At 59.1% G+C, this 15,236-nt stretch carries 14 protein-coding genes; 6 read left to right on the top strand and 8 right to left on the bottom strand.

Going from position 1 to position 15,236, the window contains the following annotated elements; genetic code table 11:
* Positions 1-2: 2 nt before the first annotated feature.
* Genes ACVJGD_RS42760 through ACVJGD_RS42750 form a run of 3 tightly spaced genes read right to left on the bottom strand, consistent with a single transcriptional unit; the run spans position 3 to position 2,886 of the window.
* Positions 3-1,376 carry a hypothetical protein gene (locus tag ACVJGD_RS42760; RefSeq protein ID WP_456639698.1) on the bottom strand — a complete coding sequence of 458 codons (1,374 nt, stop codon included), beginning with the start codon at positions 1,374-1,376 and terminating at the stop codon, positions 3-5.
* Positions 1,373-2,077: a TIGR04282 family arsenosugar biosynthesis glycosyltransferase gene (locus ACVJGD_RS42755; RefSeq protein ID WP_456639697.1), complete on the bottom strand. Its 705-nt coding sequence runs from the start codon at positions 2,075-2,077 to the stop codon at positions 1,373-1,375. Before ACVJGD_RS42755 ends, ACVJGD_RS42760 begins: the two co-directional genes overlap by 4 nt.
* Entirely contained in the window at positions 2,074-2,886 is an 813-nt protein-coding gene (locus ACVJGD_RS42750) for a nucleoside phosphorylase (RefSeq protein WP_456639696.1), read from the bottom strand. Before ACVJGD_RS42750 ends, ACVJGD_RS42755 begins: the two co-directional genes overlap by 4 nt.
* A gap of 296 nt (positions 2,887-3,182) precedes the next feature.
* Here ACVJGD_RS42750 and ACVJGD_RS42745 point away from each other — a divergent pair, with 296 nt between their 5' ends.
* Together ACVJGD_RS42745 and ACVJGD_RS42740 are read left to right on the top strand one after the other, a co-directional pair.
* The gene (locus tag ACVJGD_RS42745) at positions 3,183-4,328 is read left to right on the top strand and encodes an acyl-CoA dehydrogenase family protein (protein WP_456639695.1); all 1,146 of its coding nucleotides are present in this window, start codon (positions 3,183-3,185) and stop codon (positions 4,326-4,328) included.
* 83 nt (positions 4,329-4,411) lie between these two features.
* Positions 4,412-5,257, top strand: coding sequence for a phosphate/phosphite/phosphonate ABC transporter substrate-binding protein (locus tag ACVJGD_RS42740; protein WP_456639694.1), 846 nt, complete (start codon positions 4,412-4,414; stop codon positions 5,255-5,257).
* Positions 5,258-5,308: 51 nt separating this feature from the next.
* Here the strand turns inward: ACVJGD_RS42740 and ACVJGD_RS42735 are convergent, their stop codons facing one another.
* Both ACVJGD_RS42735 and ACVJGD_RS42730 read right to left on the bottom strand, forming a co-directional pair.
* Positions 5,309-6,337 (bottom strand): Rv1681 family radical SAM protein, encoded by a 1,029-nt coding sequence (locus tag ACVJGD_RS42735; RefSeq protein ID WP_456640566.1) that lies wholly within the window; start codon positions 6,335-6,337, stop codon positions 5,309-5,311.
* Positions 6,338-6,408: 71 nt separating this feature from the next.
* Positions 6,409-6,645, bottom strand: coding sequence for a hypothetical protein (locus ACVJGD_RS42730; RefSeq protein ID WP_456639693.1), 237 nt, complete (start codon positions 6,643-6,645; stop codon positions 6,409-6,411).
* A gap of 178 nt (positions 6,646-6,823) precedes the next feature.
* Between ACVJGD_RS42730 and ACVJGD_RS42725 the strand changes: the two genes are divergently transcribed.
* The 3 genes from ACVJGD_RS42725 to ACVJGD_RS42715 all read left to right on the top strand — a co-directional run bounded on the left by ACVJGD_RS42725 (position 6,824) and on the right by ACVJGD_RS42715 (position 9,854).
* Positions 6,824-6,979 carry a hypothetical protein gene (locus ACVJGD_RS42725; protein ID WP_456639692.1) on the top strand — a complete coding sequence of 52 codons (156 nt, stop codon included), beginning with the start codon at positions 6,824-6,826 and terminating at the stop codon, positions 6,977-6,979.
* Between the two features lie 1,104 nt (positions 6,980-8,083).
* Positions 8,084-8,365, top strand: coding sequence for a SinR (locus ACVJGD_RS42720; protein ID WP_456639691.1), 282 nt, complete (start codon positions 8,084-8,086; stop codon positions 8,363-8,365).
* Between the two features lie 73 nt (positions 8,366-8,438).
* On the top strand, positions 8,439-9,854 hold the full coding sequence (locus ACVJGD_RS42715) for a sodium:proton antiporter (protein ID WP_456639690.1): 1,416 nt from the start codon (positions 8,439-8,441) through the stop codon (positions 9,852-9,854).
* A 968-nt stretch (positions 9,855-10,822) separates the two neighbouring features.
* Here ACVJGD_RS42715 and ACVJGD_RS42710 read toward each other — a convergent pair.
* The 3 genes from ACVJGD_RS42710 to ACVJGD_RS42700 all read right to left on the bottom strand — a co-directional run bounded on the left by ACVJGD_RS42710 (position 10,823) and on the right by ACVJGD_RS42700 (position 13,418).
* Positions 10,823-11,029 carry a hypothetical protein gene (locus tag ACVJGD_RS42710; protein WP_456639689.1) on the bottom strand — a complete coding sequence of 69 codons (207 nt, stop codon included), beginning with the start codon at positions 11,027-11,029 and terminating at the stop codon, positions 10,823-10,825.
* A 1,323-nt stretch (positions 11,030-12,352) separates the two neighbouring features.
* Positions 12,353-12,958, bottom strand: coding sequence for a glycoside hydrolase family 15 protein (locus ACVJGD_RS42705; protein ID WP_456639688.1), 606 nt, complete (start codon positions 12,956-12,958; stop codon positions 12,353-12,355).
* Positions 12,959-12,965: 7 nt separating this feature from the next.
* Positions 12,966-13,418 carry a trehalase-like domain-containing protein gene (locus tag ACVJGD_RS42700; RefSeq protein WP_456639687.1) on the bottom strand — a complete coding sequence of 151 codons (453 nt, stop codon included), beginning with the start codon at positions 13,416-13,418 and terminating at the stop codon, positions 12,966-12,968.
* Between the two features lie 687 nt (positions 13,419-14,105).
* Between ACVJGD_RS42700 and ACVJGD_RS42695 the strand changes: the two genes are divergently transcribed.
* Positions 14,106-14,348 (top strand): hypothetical protein, encoded by a 243-nt coding sequence (locus tag ACVJGD_RS42695; RefSeq protein WP_456639686.1) that lies wholly within the window; start codon positions 14,106-14,108, stop codon positions 14,346-14,348.
* The last annotated feature ends 888 nt before the right edge of the window (positions 14,349-15,236 follow it).

Below are 15,236 nucleotides of genomic sequence, written 5' to 3'. Positions count from 1 at the left end.
GCTCATCGCGATGCCTCTGTATCTGCAATCCGCTGCATGCGGGCCCTCCAGGCTGTGAAGGCGCAGGCTAGGAAAAGACCTCCGAACAGAATTGATTTGGTCACTATTCTCGGAATGTAGAAATCCCAATCGAGCTGTTCGGACAGCAACAGCGCGCCGATCGAAACGACCCAGGTAGATGCCGATCCACACAGGGCGACAAACGGCATGATGATCAGAAAATACCAGGGATAGTTGGGCGACAACAACAACAGCGTGAGGAGTAACAGCATATTGATGTCGGCAAGCGTTGACACGATAGTGCGGTCAGAGCTGCGGGCCACGGAGAGCCCCTTGAACAGGAGGACCAACGCGGCCAGCGCGACGTAGACGATAACAACACCTTGATGCTCGCCAAACAAAAGGCGCCAGACGGACAACAGCCAGAGATCGTTGCCGGCACTAATCCCCTCCTCCCTCAGATAGCCCTTGGTCAAGAATCCGAGAACTCCCCAGCCAACCGACAAATAGGGAAGATAACAAAGCGCCACGGTGGCGATCACGACGAGTGGCATCCTGAGGTCCCAAGGGCGCCAAATTCCGGCCAGCACCGGCGCCGCATAGGGCTTCACCAGCACTGAAAAAGTGATCACGACGGCTCCGCGGAGAGCGTGGCCCGTCAGGGCAACCCACAGCCCCAGCAGCATCAGCGCAACCATCAACGCATCGACATGGCCGCTGTTGGCAATCTCCCACAGGGGAAGCGGGTGCCAAAGATAGGCGATCACGCGCGTCACCGGCCGGTTCATACGCCGCAACAGAAGCATGATCAGGGTGACGGTGACTGACTCGCACCCCAGCAGTGCAAGACGCATCGTCGTCACGCCTTCGCCGATCCGCGTGACAATGAAGAAGAAGAATTGCGCCACCGGGGGATAGATGGTGACGGCGGTATCGGCCCGGTTGATGTGAGGAAAGATCGTCCCATCGCGCAGAAACGCCAGCGCGTCATCGGCTGGCACATAGCGATAGGGATTGATGCCAGCGGCCTGCACCTTGCCGTCCCAGACATAGCGATAAATGTCAGTGGACAGAAGTGGATCGAACAGCAGCGCACAGATTCGCAGCGCAATCCCGAGCCCCAAAACAAGCAACAGGGCTCGATCAGGTGGCGCGCGCTCGACCAGGCGTGTTGCTACGATCGTCAGCAGACCTGCGGCGATGCTCAGAGCAATGAAAGCATTGTCACCATAGGCCTCGAAGGCAAAGGGTGTCACCAGGGTCAGAGCCACCAGAGCCGCACCGATGCCGGCCAACAGGTGAAGCGGAGGCATGTTGTTGGCGGAGCGCGCAAGTCGATCGAATTGACTGGGAACAGCCACCGGCATTGGCTTCATGGATCTATCTGCGGCGCGGCCTCGAGAAAGGCCCGGCTCGCCGGGGCAAGACCACCGCCACGAAAGCGCGTGGAACTGCCGGACAGTTCGTCCCTGAGCCAACCCAGCGTTTCAACGTCGTCGATATCGTACCATTCCGGAAGCAGCGTCGTCGCCAGCCCGATCGCCGTAGCGCGCTCGCATGTGCTGCGAGCCACAGTTTCGGTTCCCCAGGCAATTCGCGTGAACAGCTGCCTGTGCGGGTGTTTCAAGCCGATAAGATAGTAGCCGCCATCGCTCGCCGGCCCGAGCACCATTCGGTCGCCTGGCTCGCGGAGGATTTCAATGGCCTGCATCAGGAAACGGGTAGGAAGGGTCGGGCTGTCGCCATTGACGAGCAGGACGCAATCATGTCCATCGATCAACAGATCGCGCGTGGCACCGAACAGCACGTCACCCAGATCGTCGCCAACCTGCAGCATGAGCCCGAACGTTGCGGGAAGAAGCTCCCGCATGATGTGTTCGACTCCCGCGGGAGCATAGACACCATACCCGCGCCGGCCGAGAGTCTCGGGGACCGCGTCGATGGCTGCGGCGACGTCACGCAGAAAGCAGGACGAGAGCTCCGACGCCGCAACCGCGCCAATGGCCGTCGCCAGCCGCGTCTTTGCGCGGCCGGGCTGCGGCGCCTTGCAGATGATCCCGATCGCCGCGACACTCACGGAAGGAGCCGGGACCGCAGGCGATCGGCGGCGATCGCGATCAACTGCAGCGCGTCCCGGCTACCGTCTGCTTCGCCCTTTTCAAAATCACCATCGACGCGCCCCATTTGATTGGTCACATGGGCAAGACACAGGACGGGCTTCTGTCGGGCTCGCGCGAACGCGTAAAGCGCAGCGGCTTCCATTTCGACTGCCATCAAATTCCTTTGAACCATTGCGTCGATCGCCGGCTGGGTTTCACGGAACGGCGCGTCAGTCGTCCAGGTCGCGCCCGTAAGCACCGGCACAGGGAATTCGCCGAATGCACCGTTGAGCGCCGAGATCAGTCCGGCATTAGCATGCGAATAGTCGGACGCTGCCATGTAGTGATAGCTGGTGCCTTCGTCGCGCAGGGCGCGTTCGATGACGATGAAATAAGGCGGCGGACGTACCGGCACGATCTGCCCGGAGGACGTGACGCTGATCAGCAGTTTGCAGCCCGATGCAAACATTTCCTCGGCGATCAGCACCGCGAACGAGGCGCCGACAGCGCAGCCGACAATTCCGAAATCGATCCCGCTCCGGTTGAAGGTATAGAGCTGCGTGTGATAGCAGGCCCATCCCGGTTCGAGCCGGGCTTCGCCGCGAGCGAGCAGGCTACGCACGATGTCGCCGTCGGGGTCGAGCACGCAGACATCGGGAACGCTGGAGTCCGTAATCCGCTTTTGCCTGCACGCTTCGCGCAGCAGATTTTCCGGCGTAAATGCCGACGGCTTCGTATAGTGTTTTTGCGCTAGGATGGGCGGAACCCCGCCATCATTGATCGCCATCACCAGGCAAACCTTGTCACGCTGTTGCCGGTTATTGGTAGCGCTCCCCCGGACGACGGGCAAGCGCTGCCAAGGTTTCGCCGATGTCACAAAAAATGGATTTCAGGTGATGTAACAAGGCGGCTTTGAAGAACGTAATAACGACGGTCTGTACTGGCTGTTGGTACGGCAAGAGCCTGCCATGCGGGAGCTGGTCGTGTTGATCCGATCGTGCGGGTCGCGTAGCATCGGTCGCGAGAAAAGGCGGGTTCGATATTCGAACGTGACCGACAGTGCCCAGGTGTCGAGAGGTCGCTATGAACCATGAGACCGCAGTTTCGAATGCCAAGGAGATCGCTGACCGTATTCTCGCGCCGGCAGCCAAACAGAACGACAAGGATGGTCGATTTTCGTCCGAGGCAGTCGCGGCGCTTGGTTCAGCCGGATTGCTGGGGATCATGCTGCCCACCGAGATGGGCGGCTCGGCTCTGGGACCGCGGACGTTCGCGGCCGTCATTGCGACGCTCGCAGAAGCGGACGCGTCCGCCGCGATGGTCTATCTGATGCACATGAGCGCCACCGCGACGATCGCGGCGGCACGTCCGGGTGCTGCCGTCGCACAGACGCTCAAGGACATTTCGGCCGGCCGACACCTGACAACCCTGGCATTCAGCGAAGCCGGATCGCGCAGCCACTTCTGGACTCCAGTCTCGCGAGCGCAGCCCAACGGCGCCAACGTGTACCTCACGGCCAAGAAATCGTGGGTGACGAGCGCCGGTCACGCGCAAAGCTATGTTGTCTCGACCTTAGCTCCTGAAGGCAAGAGTCCAACGGATTCGACCCTCTACCTTGTCGCCAGTGGTACGCCCGGACTGTCGGTCGCCGGCCCATGGGATGGTTTCGGGATGCGCGCCAACGCTTCCGCGCCGATGATCCTCGAGAATTGCAGGGCCGAGCCTGGGCTCCAACTGACCGACGACGGCGCCGGCTTCAAGGCGATGCTGGAGATCGTGCTTCCACTGTTCAACCTCGGAACATCGGCGGTCGCGCTAGGCCTTTGCCGGGCCGCGGTGGCCGCGACCGCAGCTCATCTCAAGAGCGCTCGCTTCGAGCATTTGGGCCAGACCCTCGGAGAGAGCCTGCCGACGCTTCGCGCCCAGCTTGCGACAATGCAGATCGACACGGACGGGCTTGCGGCGCGCATCGACGATCTCATCGATCACCTTGAGCGCCCTCGAGATACCACCATGCTGCGCGTGCTTGAGAGCAAGGCGTCGGCAGGTGATGTTGCTATCGCCGTCACCTCGGCAGCGATGCGAGCGTGCGGCGGCGCAGCCTTTTCCAAGCATATGGCCACCGAGCGATTGTTCCGCGATGCCCATGCCGGCGCTGTTATGGCGCCGACAGGCGATGTTCTGCGGGACTTCATCGGCAAAGCCATTTTGGGAATACCGCTGTTCTGAGTGTGAGAGCGCTGCGCCGCCTGGGAGCGCACGGATCGCGATTGTCGCAATTGGACGTTAGATTCGACATGTGAGAAGCAATCATGGACCAGACGATCTGGGTAGGTGCCGTCGCGTATGACCCAAAGGTAGTCGGTATCTGGGAGGGCATGCGACGGTATTTTCACGAGGAAGCGCGACTACCGGTCGAGGTGGTACTGTTCCAGAGCTACGAGGCACAGGTCGCCGCCCTCCTGGCTTTACCCGGCGAGCCGCTGCCGCGCATCGACATCGCATGGAACACGAACCTCGCCTATATCCAGGCCGATGCCTGGAGCGGCCACCGCTGCCGACCTATCGCGATGCGCGATACCGATGTGGGCTGGGCGACCAAGATCGTCGCGGTGACCGGGGGGCCGGTCGCTACGCTCGCCGATCTTAAGAGCCGCACCCTCGCTCTCGGAAGCCGCGACAGCGGTCATGCGGCAATCCTCCCAGTTTATTTTCTGCAACGCGAGGGACTGGTTGAGGGGGCGGACTACCAAACGCTTCGCTTCAACTCCGACCTCGGCAAGCATGGGGATACGGGGACAAGCGAGTCCGATGTTGTTCGTGCGGTCCTCGACGGCCGCGCCGATGCGGGTGCAATTGGCAGCCCGTTCTGGAATGCCGTGCGTACCGAGCGTCTGGTGCCGGAAGGCGCGCTGACTGAGATCTGGACCTCGCGGCCCTATAATCACTGCATGTTCACTGCTCGCTCCGATCTGGATGCCGCGCTGGAGCAACAGTTTGCGAAAGCGCTCTTCGGGATGAGCTACAACAATCCGACGCATCGTGCTGTGCTCGAGGCGGAAGGGCTGCGCCAATGGATAGCGCCGCAGCTTGAAGCCTATGCCGAGTTGCGGGAAGCGTCAGCGCAACAAGGACTTTTGAGGCGGCCTATCGCTTAGCGACCGGGAGCAAAAACCTGCTTCGGCCTCAAGCGCACGCGCCACCATTTATCAGGCGCAATTGAAAATCTTTGCCAAACGGCGTGGATGCTCAAATTCGCGATCGAACGCGCGACGCACGGCTGCGAAGGATTCGGCGAGCGGAAAGATTTCGCGGCTGACGAGCAGATCGTTGTCCTCGGCTCCGACCGGATGCCAAAAGACGCCTTCGGCCGTAATCGTCACCTCGGGAACCAGATCTGCCCTCGCCAAGGCGATGCCCTGTGTGGCGGAGCCTCGCAAGGCAATCCGCCTGACCACCCGGTTCTCCTCGCTGACGTGATTGGCATCAAGGAAGCTACGGAACTCCTCGGCCTCCGCGTCAGTCGACACCGTCGCCGCCAATCGCACTCGGAATCCTTCGGCGCGGGCGCGCTCGATTCCCTTGCAGGCACGCTCCCATGTTCCCTTTCCTCGATGGCTGTCGTGGTGCTCCGGCGTCGCACTGTCGAGGCTGATCTGCAAGGTTACGCGCTCACGCGGCAACGCGCGCAGCATCTGAAGCCGACTTCCGGCAAACAGCATGCCGTTGGTGAGAACCGTGGTCGGCGCCGCCGCAGCGCAAGCGGCAAGGATCTCGCCGATACTCGGCAGCATAAACGGCTCGCCGCCGGTCACAAAGATTTCACCTACGCCGAGTTCCGCTGCCTCGGCAGCGATGCGTCGCACCCGCTCGATACCAAGAGCTCGCCGCGGAGCTTTGGGTGACGAGCGCACGCAACAATAGTCGCAGCTCAAGTTGCAGTCGAAGTTGGTGTAAAGCCATAGACGAGAGCCGACAGGCCGATCCTCTCCGACATTCTGAAGAGCCTCTCCGTGCCGAAATACCCAACAGCTGCGGCCCTCTTCGACTGTTATGTCGACCAAACTGTTGCGGGTAAAGCGGCACCATGCCTCGAGCTCGGGGCCGATGCCTGGATCGCCGCTGATCACAGCCACGAGATCGCCCTTACGGCTGCGGCGGAGCGCAGCTATCAAATCCGGCAGGAGGCCCGAGGCGAATGTCTTGGTGCCGGCGTCGAGCTCTACGTTCGCATTCATTCTCATGAGCAGACCCCATGGTCCTGCAGACGTTCCACGTGGACCGCCCCAGTTTCGCGCCAGAAACAATCTCACCAGAACGCGATGAACAGGATCAATCTCAAACGAAAACATCGGAAAATCAACGGTCGCGGTCGATTATCCTCCCGCTCATAATGGTCTGGTTGCAGGGTCGCATAGCGGTGGCGCGCGAATGCGCGACGTGACAGCGCCTTTTGCATCCTATTTGTACTCGCGCCGACCGGCCGCGCGCCGTGCATGGACCGCGCCAGCGCGCGCTCGGCTTCGTCGACGCCGATCTGCGCCATCCGCCGTTGGACGACAAACCCCGGCCGGTCGGCCGATGGTTCACGATCGAGGAAGCCGCGGCGTTCTCCGACAAGCGGTTTGCGGAAGTCGCGGCCGCGCGCGCCGCGAGACGGACCAAGCCAAAGCCGGCGCGGAAACGAGAGACGGTCGACCATCGGGCCCAATTCTCGCATCGGCATGGAGTTCGATCATCCCGACGGACGTGTGGTGCTGGTGACGATGCCGGAATTTTCTGCCTGGGTCGCGGCTTCCGATGAGATCACGCGGCATTCAATCGGCGACAGCTACAAGAGCGCGCAGACCATCGCGAAGCACTGCCTGGCAGCGGCTTAAGCGTGGTGGGCGCACCAGGGCTCGAACCTGGGACCCGCTGATTAAGAGGCATCCTATTCGCATTGATATCTCAAAGGAATTTTTCCAACCGAGCCAGAATCCGATCATTACATATCAATGGCTTGCAACGAAAAATCCAACCGCGTCATGGCTGCCAGAATCACGAGGAAGCGATCTACGGTTTGCACGAACATCTGCCCTTCCCTCCACGTCGCATTTTGACCCTGGCTGTTCTCCTATTCCGGCCTGCGGTCGAGACTCTCCCACTACAACGTGCAGGTTGCGGTCGGGTGATGAGCATCCACCGTAGATACCGAGCATCATCTGATCGTGGCACATGAGGTCACCAACAGCGGCTCAGATCGGGCACAACTTGCCAACGTGGCCAAGCAGGCGAAGGCTGCTCTAAAAGCCGAGACGCTCGAGGACGTGGCCGATTGCGGCTACGTCAATAGACCGGAGATCCTTGCGTGCCACGAGGCGGGCATACCGTAACTCTGCCCAAGCCGCTGACGTCGGGCGTCAAGTCGATGGGCGCTTCGGGCACGCAGGACTTTGCTGATTTGCCTGAGGAGGACGCCTATCGCTGTCCAGCTGGGGAGCGCTTGCCGTATCGCTATACAAACGAAGAATACGGCAAATCCTGCGGTGCTACCGGACGACCAGCTGTCAAATTGATCGCTCAAATCGTAATGCGCGACAGGGCCAGATGGTGAGCATCTGCTCGAGGCTCTGCAACAGCGCCTTGATGCAAGACCCGGACCCTATGCGTCAGCGTCGAAAGACCGTCGAACATTCGTTCGGTACGACGAAGGCTCGCATGGGAGCGGCACACTTCCTCACCAAACCGGAGGTGGCGGCCGAGATGGCGCTCTCGGTTCTGACTACAATCTGGCGACGCTGGCCATGAACGTTCTCGGCAACGATCGCAGTCTGAGACATGCTCGACACCTGGCTCTCAGAAGCGACCTTCCATGAGATCGTTTTTACATGGCCAAGACCCGAACCAGACTCTCGCAATTTTTGGAAAGGCGCATGCTGTGGTATGCTTACTGAAACTGCGCGCGAATAAGGATCGGCTCCGCAGCTAGAAAGGGGGCCCAAATGGCACACTACATCGCAAGTTACGATCTACACCGGCTCCGCGTCCGCAACTACCATCCCATGCTGCGCAAGCTTGAAAGCTGGGGAGCCACTCGGCTCCTTGACTCGCTATGGGTTTTTAACAGCAACCTGTCCGCATCCCAAATCCGAGTTGAATTGGGGGCCGCCGCCGATGCGGGTGACGCCTTTGTCGTCATCGAACTTAAGTCTGGAAGCTTATGGGCTTGCGAAAAGGCTCAACCGCTTGGAATCCAGTGGCTTCGGCAGAACGTAATGGCTTAGATGTCAACGAAAGTCTTAGACTTGGCGCGAGCCAAGCGTTTAGTCGAGCGAACTTGTTGTGGGGGGAGAGAAAATGAAGCGCGTGGCCGCGATTGGCGCCACAGTAACGATGGCTTTTCCCCCGACGGCGCGCGCAGCCGAAGGGGTCCATCTTGTCGGTTCTCAGCTAAGCTTGCTTTGGGGGTTACCCTTCATTGGCATCCTCTTGTCGATCGCGCTCTTTCCTCTAGTGGCGCCACGTTTCTGGGAGCATCACTTCGGCAAGATCGCGGCGTTTTGCGCCGCAATGCTTCTAGTGCCCTGCGCCATATCCTTCGGCCTTTTGGTCACTGCAACTGAACTACTTCATTCGGCGGCATTGGAATACTTCCCGTTCATTATTCTTCTGTTTTCGCTGTTTGTCGTGGCGGGCGGTATCCAGCTTATGGGAAATCTCATTGGCAATCCCACAACCAACACCGCCCTGCTAGGCATCGGGACGGTGGCGGCAAGTCTCGTTGGGACCACCGGCGCCGCCATGTTGTTGATCCGTCCCCTCATTCGAGCGAACCAGGATCGTCACTACAACCGTCATGTGTTCATATTTTTCATTTTTCTCGTCGCCAACATTGGCGGCTCGCTGACTCCTCTTGGCGATCCGCCTTTGTTTCTTGGATTTTTGAAAGGCGTGGACTTTCTCTGGACGGTAACATCGATGTTTCCGCCTATGGCCTTCGCAAGTACTGTTCTTCTGGTGCTCTTTTATTTCATCGACCGCCATCATTGGCGAAAGGACGGGGAGAATTGGCCCATCAGCCACGTGCCGCGCCAATTAAGGATCGAGGGTTTACATAACGTGGTATATCTGGCGGGCATTATGGTTGCTGTGCTCTTGAGCGGCGTGTGGAAGCCAGACTTAGATATCCCACTCGGCCTCGGCGTCGTATTGCCTTTGGAAGGGCTGGTGCGAGACGTTGTTCTTCTCGCGCTCGGCTATCTCTCATGGCGCACAACCCCTCGGTCGATTCGTGTCGAAAACGCATTTGCATGGACCCCCATTCAAGAGGTAGCCTTTCTCTTCGCCGGAATCTTCATCACCATCATTCCTGTGCTGGCGATCCTTCGCGCAGGAAGCGAGGGAGCGTTGGCCCCGCTCTTGGCGCTCGTCACCGAACCTGACGGCCGTCCGAACGAGGCCGCGTATTTTTGGCTAGTGGGAGCGTTGTCAAGTTTTCTCGACAATGCACCTACTTATCTCGTTTTCTTCAATCTCGCAGGGGGCGACGCGCAACGCCTCATGGGGCCCTTGTTCAATACGCTGCTCGCCATCTCGGCAGGCGCTGTGTTCATGGGCGCCAATACCTATATTGGAAATGCGCCGAACTTCATGGTGAAGGCCATCTGTGAAGAACGGGGCATTCGGATGCCGAGCTTCTTCGGCTACATACTCTGGTCTGGCGGAATATTGCTTCCATTGTTTGTGGTGCTCACTTTCATCTTTTTCAGGTGAAGGGCGTAGAAGCGGCGTGGAGGATTGCGGTAGAGCCCCGATCGGTCCGGCAACTGGAGCGAAAACGGCGCCAACTGGTGGTGGTTTTTTGCGACGTCGTTGGCTCGACCCACTTTGCTGAGAGTTACACGAAGAAAATCTGCGAAATTTGCGACTACCACTTCAGAAGGTGCGCAAAGTTTAGCGCCATGAAGGTCAAATCGATCTTTCATTGGCGCTGGGGTGACGGCCTATTTTCGGTTGTGCGAGGGCGCCTAGCGCGCAGGGCTCCGTGGAGCACCTCCTGGAGCGACTTTGGCGCGCAATCGATCTGGTTTGATAGCGTAAGGTGTTCCGCTTCGCGCAACAGTTATAAATTTCGTGGTCGATCCTCTGACCTGGGGCTGCGATCCGCGGAGCGCCTTGCCGCACCTCTTTCAACCGCATGCCTCAGGGAGGCTGTCCAGCTTCGCAGCATGAGCACCGCGAAAATGATCGTGCCGACCATCAGGACTAGAACGACGCCAGCCAGCGAAGCGAGGAGATACGCCAGAACCCGGCTTGATCTGGCGGTCGCACAGCTGATATCCGTCAGGATGACAAGATAGGAGTGGCCGCGGCTGCTTGGGACAGGAAATGCAGCGACAAAAATCCATTTCCGCCCCTGCTGATATTTGTAAAACTATCGTCCGGATAGCATTTTCGACCGTCTTGCCGAACTCTTGCAAACCCTCGTTTCCAAAAATCGGCTTCAGGAGGTCTAGCGAGCAAGTTGCCGCGGTTCGCATTCGGGACCGTTCGAACTGCTAAAGCACTATACCAAGCCGGCTGCGGGCGCCCGCGGTCGGTTGAGAGGAGCGGCCTGGCTTTCGTTACAGAGCGAACCAGTAGCGCCGATCGTTCTCAGAGAGAACACAGGAGCGCTCCCCGAAATGGACTTGAGATCCGACGAGCGCGCAGGCGCCCGAGAACTCGATCTGAATGAGCGCTCAGTCGCTGCCCAGACCACCTATCTCGGCGAGTTCTTTGCTGGATTCATTTGTGGCGCGTTCCTTCTTGCAAGTGAGGCAGACCGCGCGCGCCTCTTGTTTTCCATTAACAGCTAATCGCTCATGCCGGTGAGGAGTCTTTTCGGCGCAAAAGATGCAGTACGCCTGCGGAAAAAAGTGCGTCGCCGGTCGAATCAATTTGCTCATCGGAATGCCCTCGCAATATCCGCCTCGGTATCCTGTTGAGCAAGCGTGTGGGCGCCGAGAACGACCCGCTATGGTACGTGTCCGTACCCTGTTTCGGCGAGCCGGCCAAACTCGACTCTGCTTTCACTGCATTTCTTGCGTGTCACTCGATCGATTGGACTATCCGGAAAGGCACATCGTGCGAAGGGTACAATTGATTAACACCGCACTCTATCTTGTTGCGCTTCTCAACGGCAGCGGCGCGGCGGCAGTCACGGAGTTCGAGGGCGTCCCAAGGATCATCGATGGAGACACGGTTCAGTTCGGAGGCGCAAAGCTACAACTCAACGGAATAGATGCACCTCAACTCGATCAATCCTGCCTGGATGCGCGAGGATTCCGCTTAAAATGTGGGGTACAAGCTCGCGAGCGCCTGGAGACTCGAGCTGGCGGAAGGATATGGGTGTGCACTGCCGTGCGTCAGACTTCGTCTGGTCTCCTATTCGGGCACTGCGAGGTGAATGGGGAGGATATTGGCAGGCAAATGGTACAGAGCGGATGGGCCATCGCTTCGACGACCGGGTCGGTCACCTATCTTGAAAGCGAAGCGCTCGCGCGCGCCTCTGCAGCAGGGTTATGGTCGAGAGCATTCATCGCACCTGTTGATTGGAGGCAGCACAATTGGCACGCAACTATCCTCGGAAGAGGACAGTTCGATCAGAAGGAGGCTTCACAGCTGCTTTCGTCTGCGTTTGGAGGCACGCCCCCTTCGCCCGATTGCGAAATCAAGGGAAACGAGAGTTCCGAGGACAAGTGCATCTTCCACAAGCCCGGGGGCGTCGGTACAAGCGGATCGCGATCGAAGCGCGGCGTGGAGACCGCTGATTCTGCTCAGCGGTAGAGGCCACCGCTTCTGGCTGGGAGGAGACGAGGCGTTGGCCGGGCAGCGCCCGCACGTTACCAGGCTGACACAAGTCTCGTGAGAACACGCGCCTGGTCGTCGTGCCCCCTTTGAAGTCGTGCAGCCATGACCCAGTGCGCTGCCCATGATGGAGTTGATCCGGGAGTATGGTAGCGTACATTGTGGGACCGACATTTTGGAGCCTTGCAGCGTGCGCCGGAATTCCTCAGTTTTCCGAGCTACTCAAATCAGGTCGCAAATGTCCGACGAGGCCCTGTCAGAAGAGGTCAAGGACGTACTTCCCCGCCCAATTGCTTCTGTGGCTCATCTCGAGGCTCTGCTGTACTTTCGTGCGCGCCCTGCCGAACGCTGGGACGCATCCTCATGAGCTCGATCCGATCGAAGCGCGCGCATGCGGCGTAGCATTGCGCAGCCGCAACAACCTAGCCATAGACGTCAAGCTGAACCTGCTCGATTGCGTCGTTCCCGGTTCGAACGGGAGACGAATTGTAATAGCCGGTCAACCAAGTCAGCGTCCGTTGTCGCAGGTTTGTGCGCCCGTAGACGTCGTAGAGAATACTAAGGTCTGGTCGACTGAGGCGTGTGGCGTGTAGCAACCAACCAAGATACATTGAATCTTTGTGGTGAAATCCCAATCCGAGGAAAGCGCTCATCGTCAATCCGGCATCGCGCAGCCAGCAGTAGCGGTAGTCAACACTGCGCTGCCCGTCTATCGTTTCCGGTATCGATGTCGTTGCCGCTGCAACGACCGCGCCGGAGAGGCAGAAGGTCAGGAGCTTGAGAGTAATCGCGCTCCGCAGCACAACCTCTTTCTCCAGCCCGTCAAATTGGCACGTCTTGCTCCAGTTGCGCCACCACGCGATTGTGCGCTCGCAGCGCCTGTCAGCTTCCGCGCCCAATGGAGCGATGGTGCCAATGTCGCGAGCGACGTAAGCCAGGCTCAAATGTTCGCGCCTTCCGGCATTCAGACGAACCGCTCCGCGTAGCGATGACCCGCATTCGACGAGACGAACCCTGCTGTTGAGCAACAGCAGCTCATTCCATCCGCAGCGCCAGACATGGTCGCAGCTCGGGCTGCACGCGGCCGTAGTCCGGGCGGGGCGCAAATTCGATCTCGAGATCAACGTAGCCTTCCACGCCTTCGATGATGCGCAATACTTCTCGCATGGGCTCGAGCGATCCGAGGCCATCAACAATCGGGCAGAGATCGATGAGCATGGCCAACCCGGTCTCGGCTTCAAAGATCGTTTCCAGGACTGCGGAGCACGGCAGGTACCTTCGTCTGGTTGCGAATCCCGACCGTGGCCTGATCGAGAAGTGCCCAGCAGACGGATCTAGCAGACGGGTGAAGACGCTGGAGCTGGAGAAAGCTGGAAGACACAGCCAGTCGACCGATCCCTCTCTCGAAATCAAAGCTGCCGTCCGACAATCGCCAATAATGGCATAATCCTTGATATCAGATGGTTTACGGTTGTCGCGATTTGGCATCGGCGGTTTCGGGACAGTTGGAAAATTGAGCCCTCGCGCGGTCTTTGGCACACTGCCGCAACCCGATGATAGCACAACTCTCCCGCCTCGGCTGCGTCCTCCGCTCCGTCCAATTGCTATGTTAAAGCTCGGCAAAGCGGTCGGCACTGGAAAGTGAGCGCGGTGCTCGCGGATTTTGGCACAATGACTTAACCGCTGCATCGGCCTTTGTCGCACTGATCAGTTCAACTGAACCCCGGTAGCGGTGCTGAGTCCGTTTGTTCCGAGGGACCTGCATATCGAAACTGAAGTCGAGGCCCTATTTGACGACGACATTCGGGGTCGTTGTCTCCCCCTGTTGTTGCGGTTCGCGTTGGTAGGAGAAGATGTTAATGCCGCAGGGCGGACGTCGCGGAGCTTTGGTGGAAGCGGGAGGAGGCATTTTGCTGAGCTGGTGATGGAGTATGTAGCTTAGTTTGTGGCCGGCAACGACTCGGCTTGGTTGCGAAAACGAAGTCGCGAAAAGAACCATCAATGGCAGTTCTGTGCACGCAGCCGTTGAACGTGGGCGATGCCAACGAACCAAACGCCTAGCGTGCCGTGAGTGAGCCAAGCGAATACTAACCATGCTGGACGCGGCCGCGCCGTCGGAGCTACTTGGAGAGGCTCTCGGTTTCGCTGTACTGAATCTCAAATACCGCAGCACCATTGAAGTGGCTGCTGCTCATCGTGGCGGTCGGTACCCGCGCGCGAGAGCGCGACACTGCAACGCTCATCGGAGAAGCCTTGCGAGATCCCACAGGATCATCCCGGCATCTCGGCGACACAGCTGTACGTCGCGCAATTGTCGGCGCTTATGGCCTGGATTTTCGCGACTTCCGCGGGCCGAAGATGAAGCAGACTGCGGAAGTGCTACAAGGCGAACAGCGGGCGCTCTTCGTGCCCGACTAGAGCCGCAGGTTGCCTAGAAGAATCCGAAGCTAAACGGGCCAAAGCCGATTGATACGTAGGTCCGTGGCCCATAGTACCAGCTACGATAAGGCCAGCCGTAGCCTAACGGCCGATAATACGTATACGCGGGTCGATAGTAGGCCCCGTAGGGACGGTACCACGGCGGGTAGAAGCCGAATGCACGGTACGGCCGATAATACGCCCGATAACGCGGTCGGTAGTAAGCACGATAGTGGTACGGACGATACAAAGCGAAAGCTCGTCGGTGGTGGCGGATGTGACCGACATGCCGATGATGCCGGCGTTGTGCGCTGAATTCACTTGGCTTGAGCGCCGAACCTGCCTTGCTTGACGTTTGTATAGTGATCTTGGGATTTGCAGCCGCTGCCGGAACAACCGTGCTCACAGTCCACAGCATCACCGTGGCAGCCAATATAGCTGACCCGCTCACATTCCTCATGGCAGGCTCCTTTCCGTATATGCCCTTCCGTTCGAAACGCCCGGGTGTCTAAGATGTTTTCTGCCGATCTTGGACGGTTGGTACGGTACCGCTCCGATTCCGTCGGGTATCGACAGTCTGTCCGGTTACAAGACGATCAAGAATGGCGAGCCACCATAAAACGACACCACGCGTTGCTTCGTGCAAAAGCAATTCGAGCGGGATCGTCGGCAGCGTTCATTGCCGTCCACAGCCGCGTGACACGAGCGGTCCAAGAACAGCGAGCCCGTTTCGATCGCGGTTCGTTTATCGCCTCAGTTCCGGTCAATTGGGAATAGGACTCGTGCTCTCTCTGCACTCGATGTGGCGCTTAACGCGAGCGATCGTGCTGGCGGCCCTCTGCCCGCTTTGAACCCTGATGCATGGCAACGGCTAGCAATGCTCAAGAC

Source organism: Bradyrhizobium sp. USDA 10063, from assembly GCF_054063735.1.
The sequence above is the reverse complement of the archived record's forward strand: the minus strand, read 5'-3'. Positions and strand labels throughout refer to the sequence as shown.

Excerpts from the sequence above, each read along its gene's own strand:
- ACVJGD_RS42760 (WP_456639698.1), bottom strand. The coding sequence starts at position 1,376 with ATGAAGCCAATGCCGGTGGCTGTTCCCAGTCAATTCGATCGACTTGCG.
- ACVJGD_RS42750 (WP_456639696.1), bottom strand. The coding sequence starts at position 2,886 with ATGGCGATCAATGATGGCGGGGTTCCGCCCATCCTAGCGCAAAAACAC.
- ACVJGD_RS42745 (WP_456639695.1), top strand. The coding sequence starts at position 3,183 with ATGAACCATGAGACCGCAGTTTCGAATGCCAAGGAGATCGCTGACCGT.
- ACVJGD_RS42740 (WP_456639694.1), top strand. The coding sequence starts at position 4,412 with ATGGACCAGACGATCTGGGTAGGTGCCGTCGCGTATGACCCAAAGGTA.
- ACVJGD_RS42735 (WP_456640566.1), bottom strand. The coding sequence starts at position 6,337 with ATGAATGCGAACGTAGAGCTCGACGCCGGCACCAAGACATTCGCCTCG.
- ACVJGD_RS42730 (WP_456639693.1), bottom strand. The coding sequence starts at position 6,645 with ATGGCGCAGATCGGCGTCGACGAAGCCGAGCGCGCGCTGGCGCGGTCC.
- ACVJGD_RS42725 (WP_456639692.1), top strand. The coding sequence starts at position 6,824 with ATGGAGTTCGATCATCCCGACGGACGTGTGGTGCTGGTGACGATGCCG.
- ACVJGD_RS42720 (WP_456639691.1), top strand. The coding sequence starts at position 8,084 with ATGGCACACTACATCGCAAGTTACGATCTACACCGGCTCCGCGTCCGC.
- ACVJGD_RS42715 (WP_456639690.1), top strand. The coding sequence starts at position 8,439 with ATGAAGCGCGTGGCCGCGATTGGCGCCACAGTAACGATGGCTTTTCCC.
- ACVJGD_RS42710 (WP_456639689.1), bottom strand. The coding sequence starts at position 11,029 with ATGAGCAAATTGATTCGACCGGCGACGCACTTTTTTCCGCAGGCGTAC.
- ACVJGD_RS42700 (WP_456639687.1), bottom strand. The coding sequence starts at position 13,418 with ATGCCAAATCGCGACAACCGTAAACCATCTGATATCAAGGATTATGCC.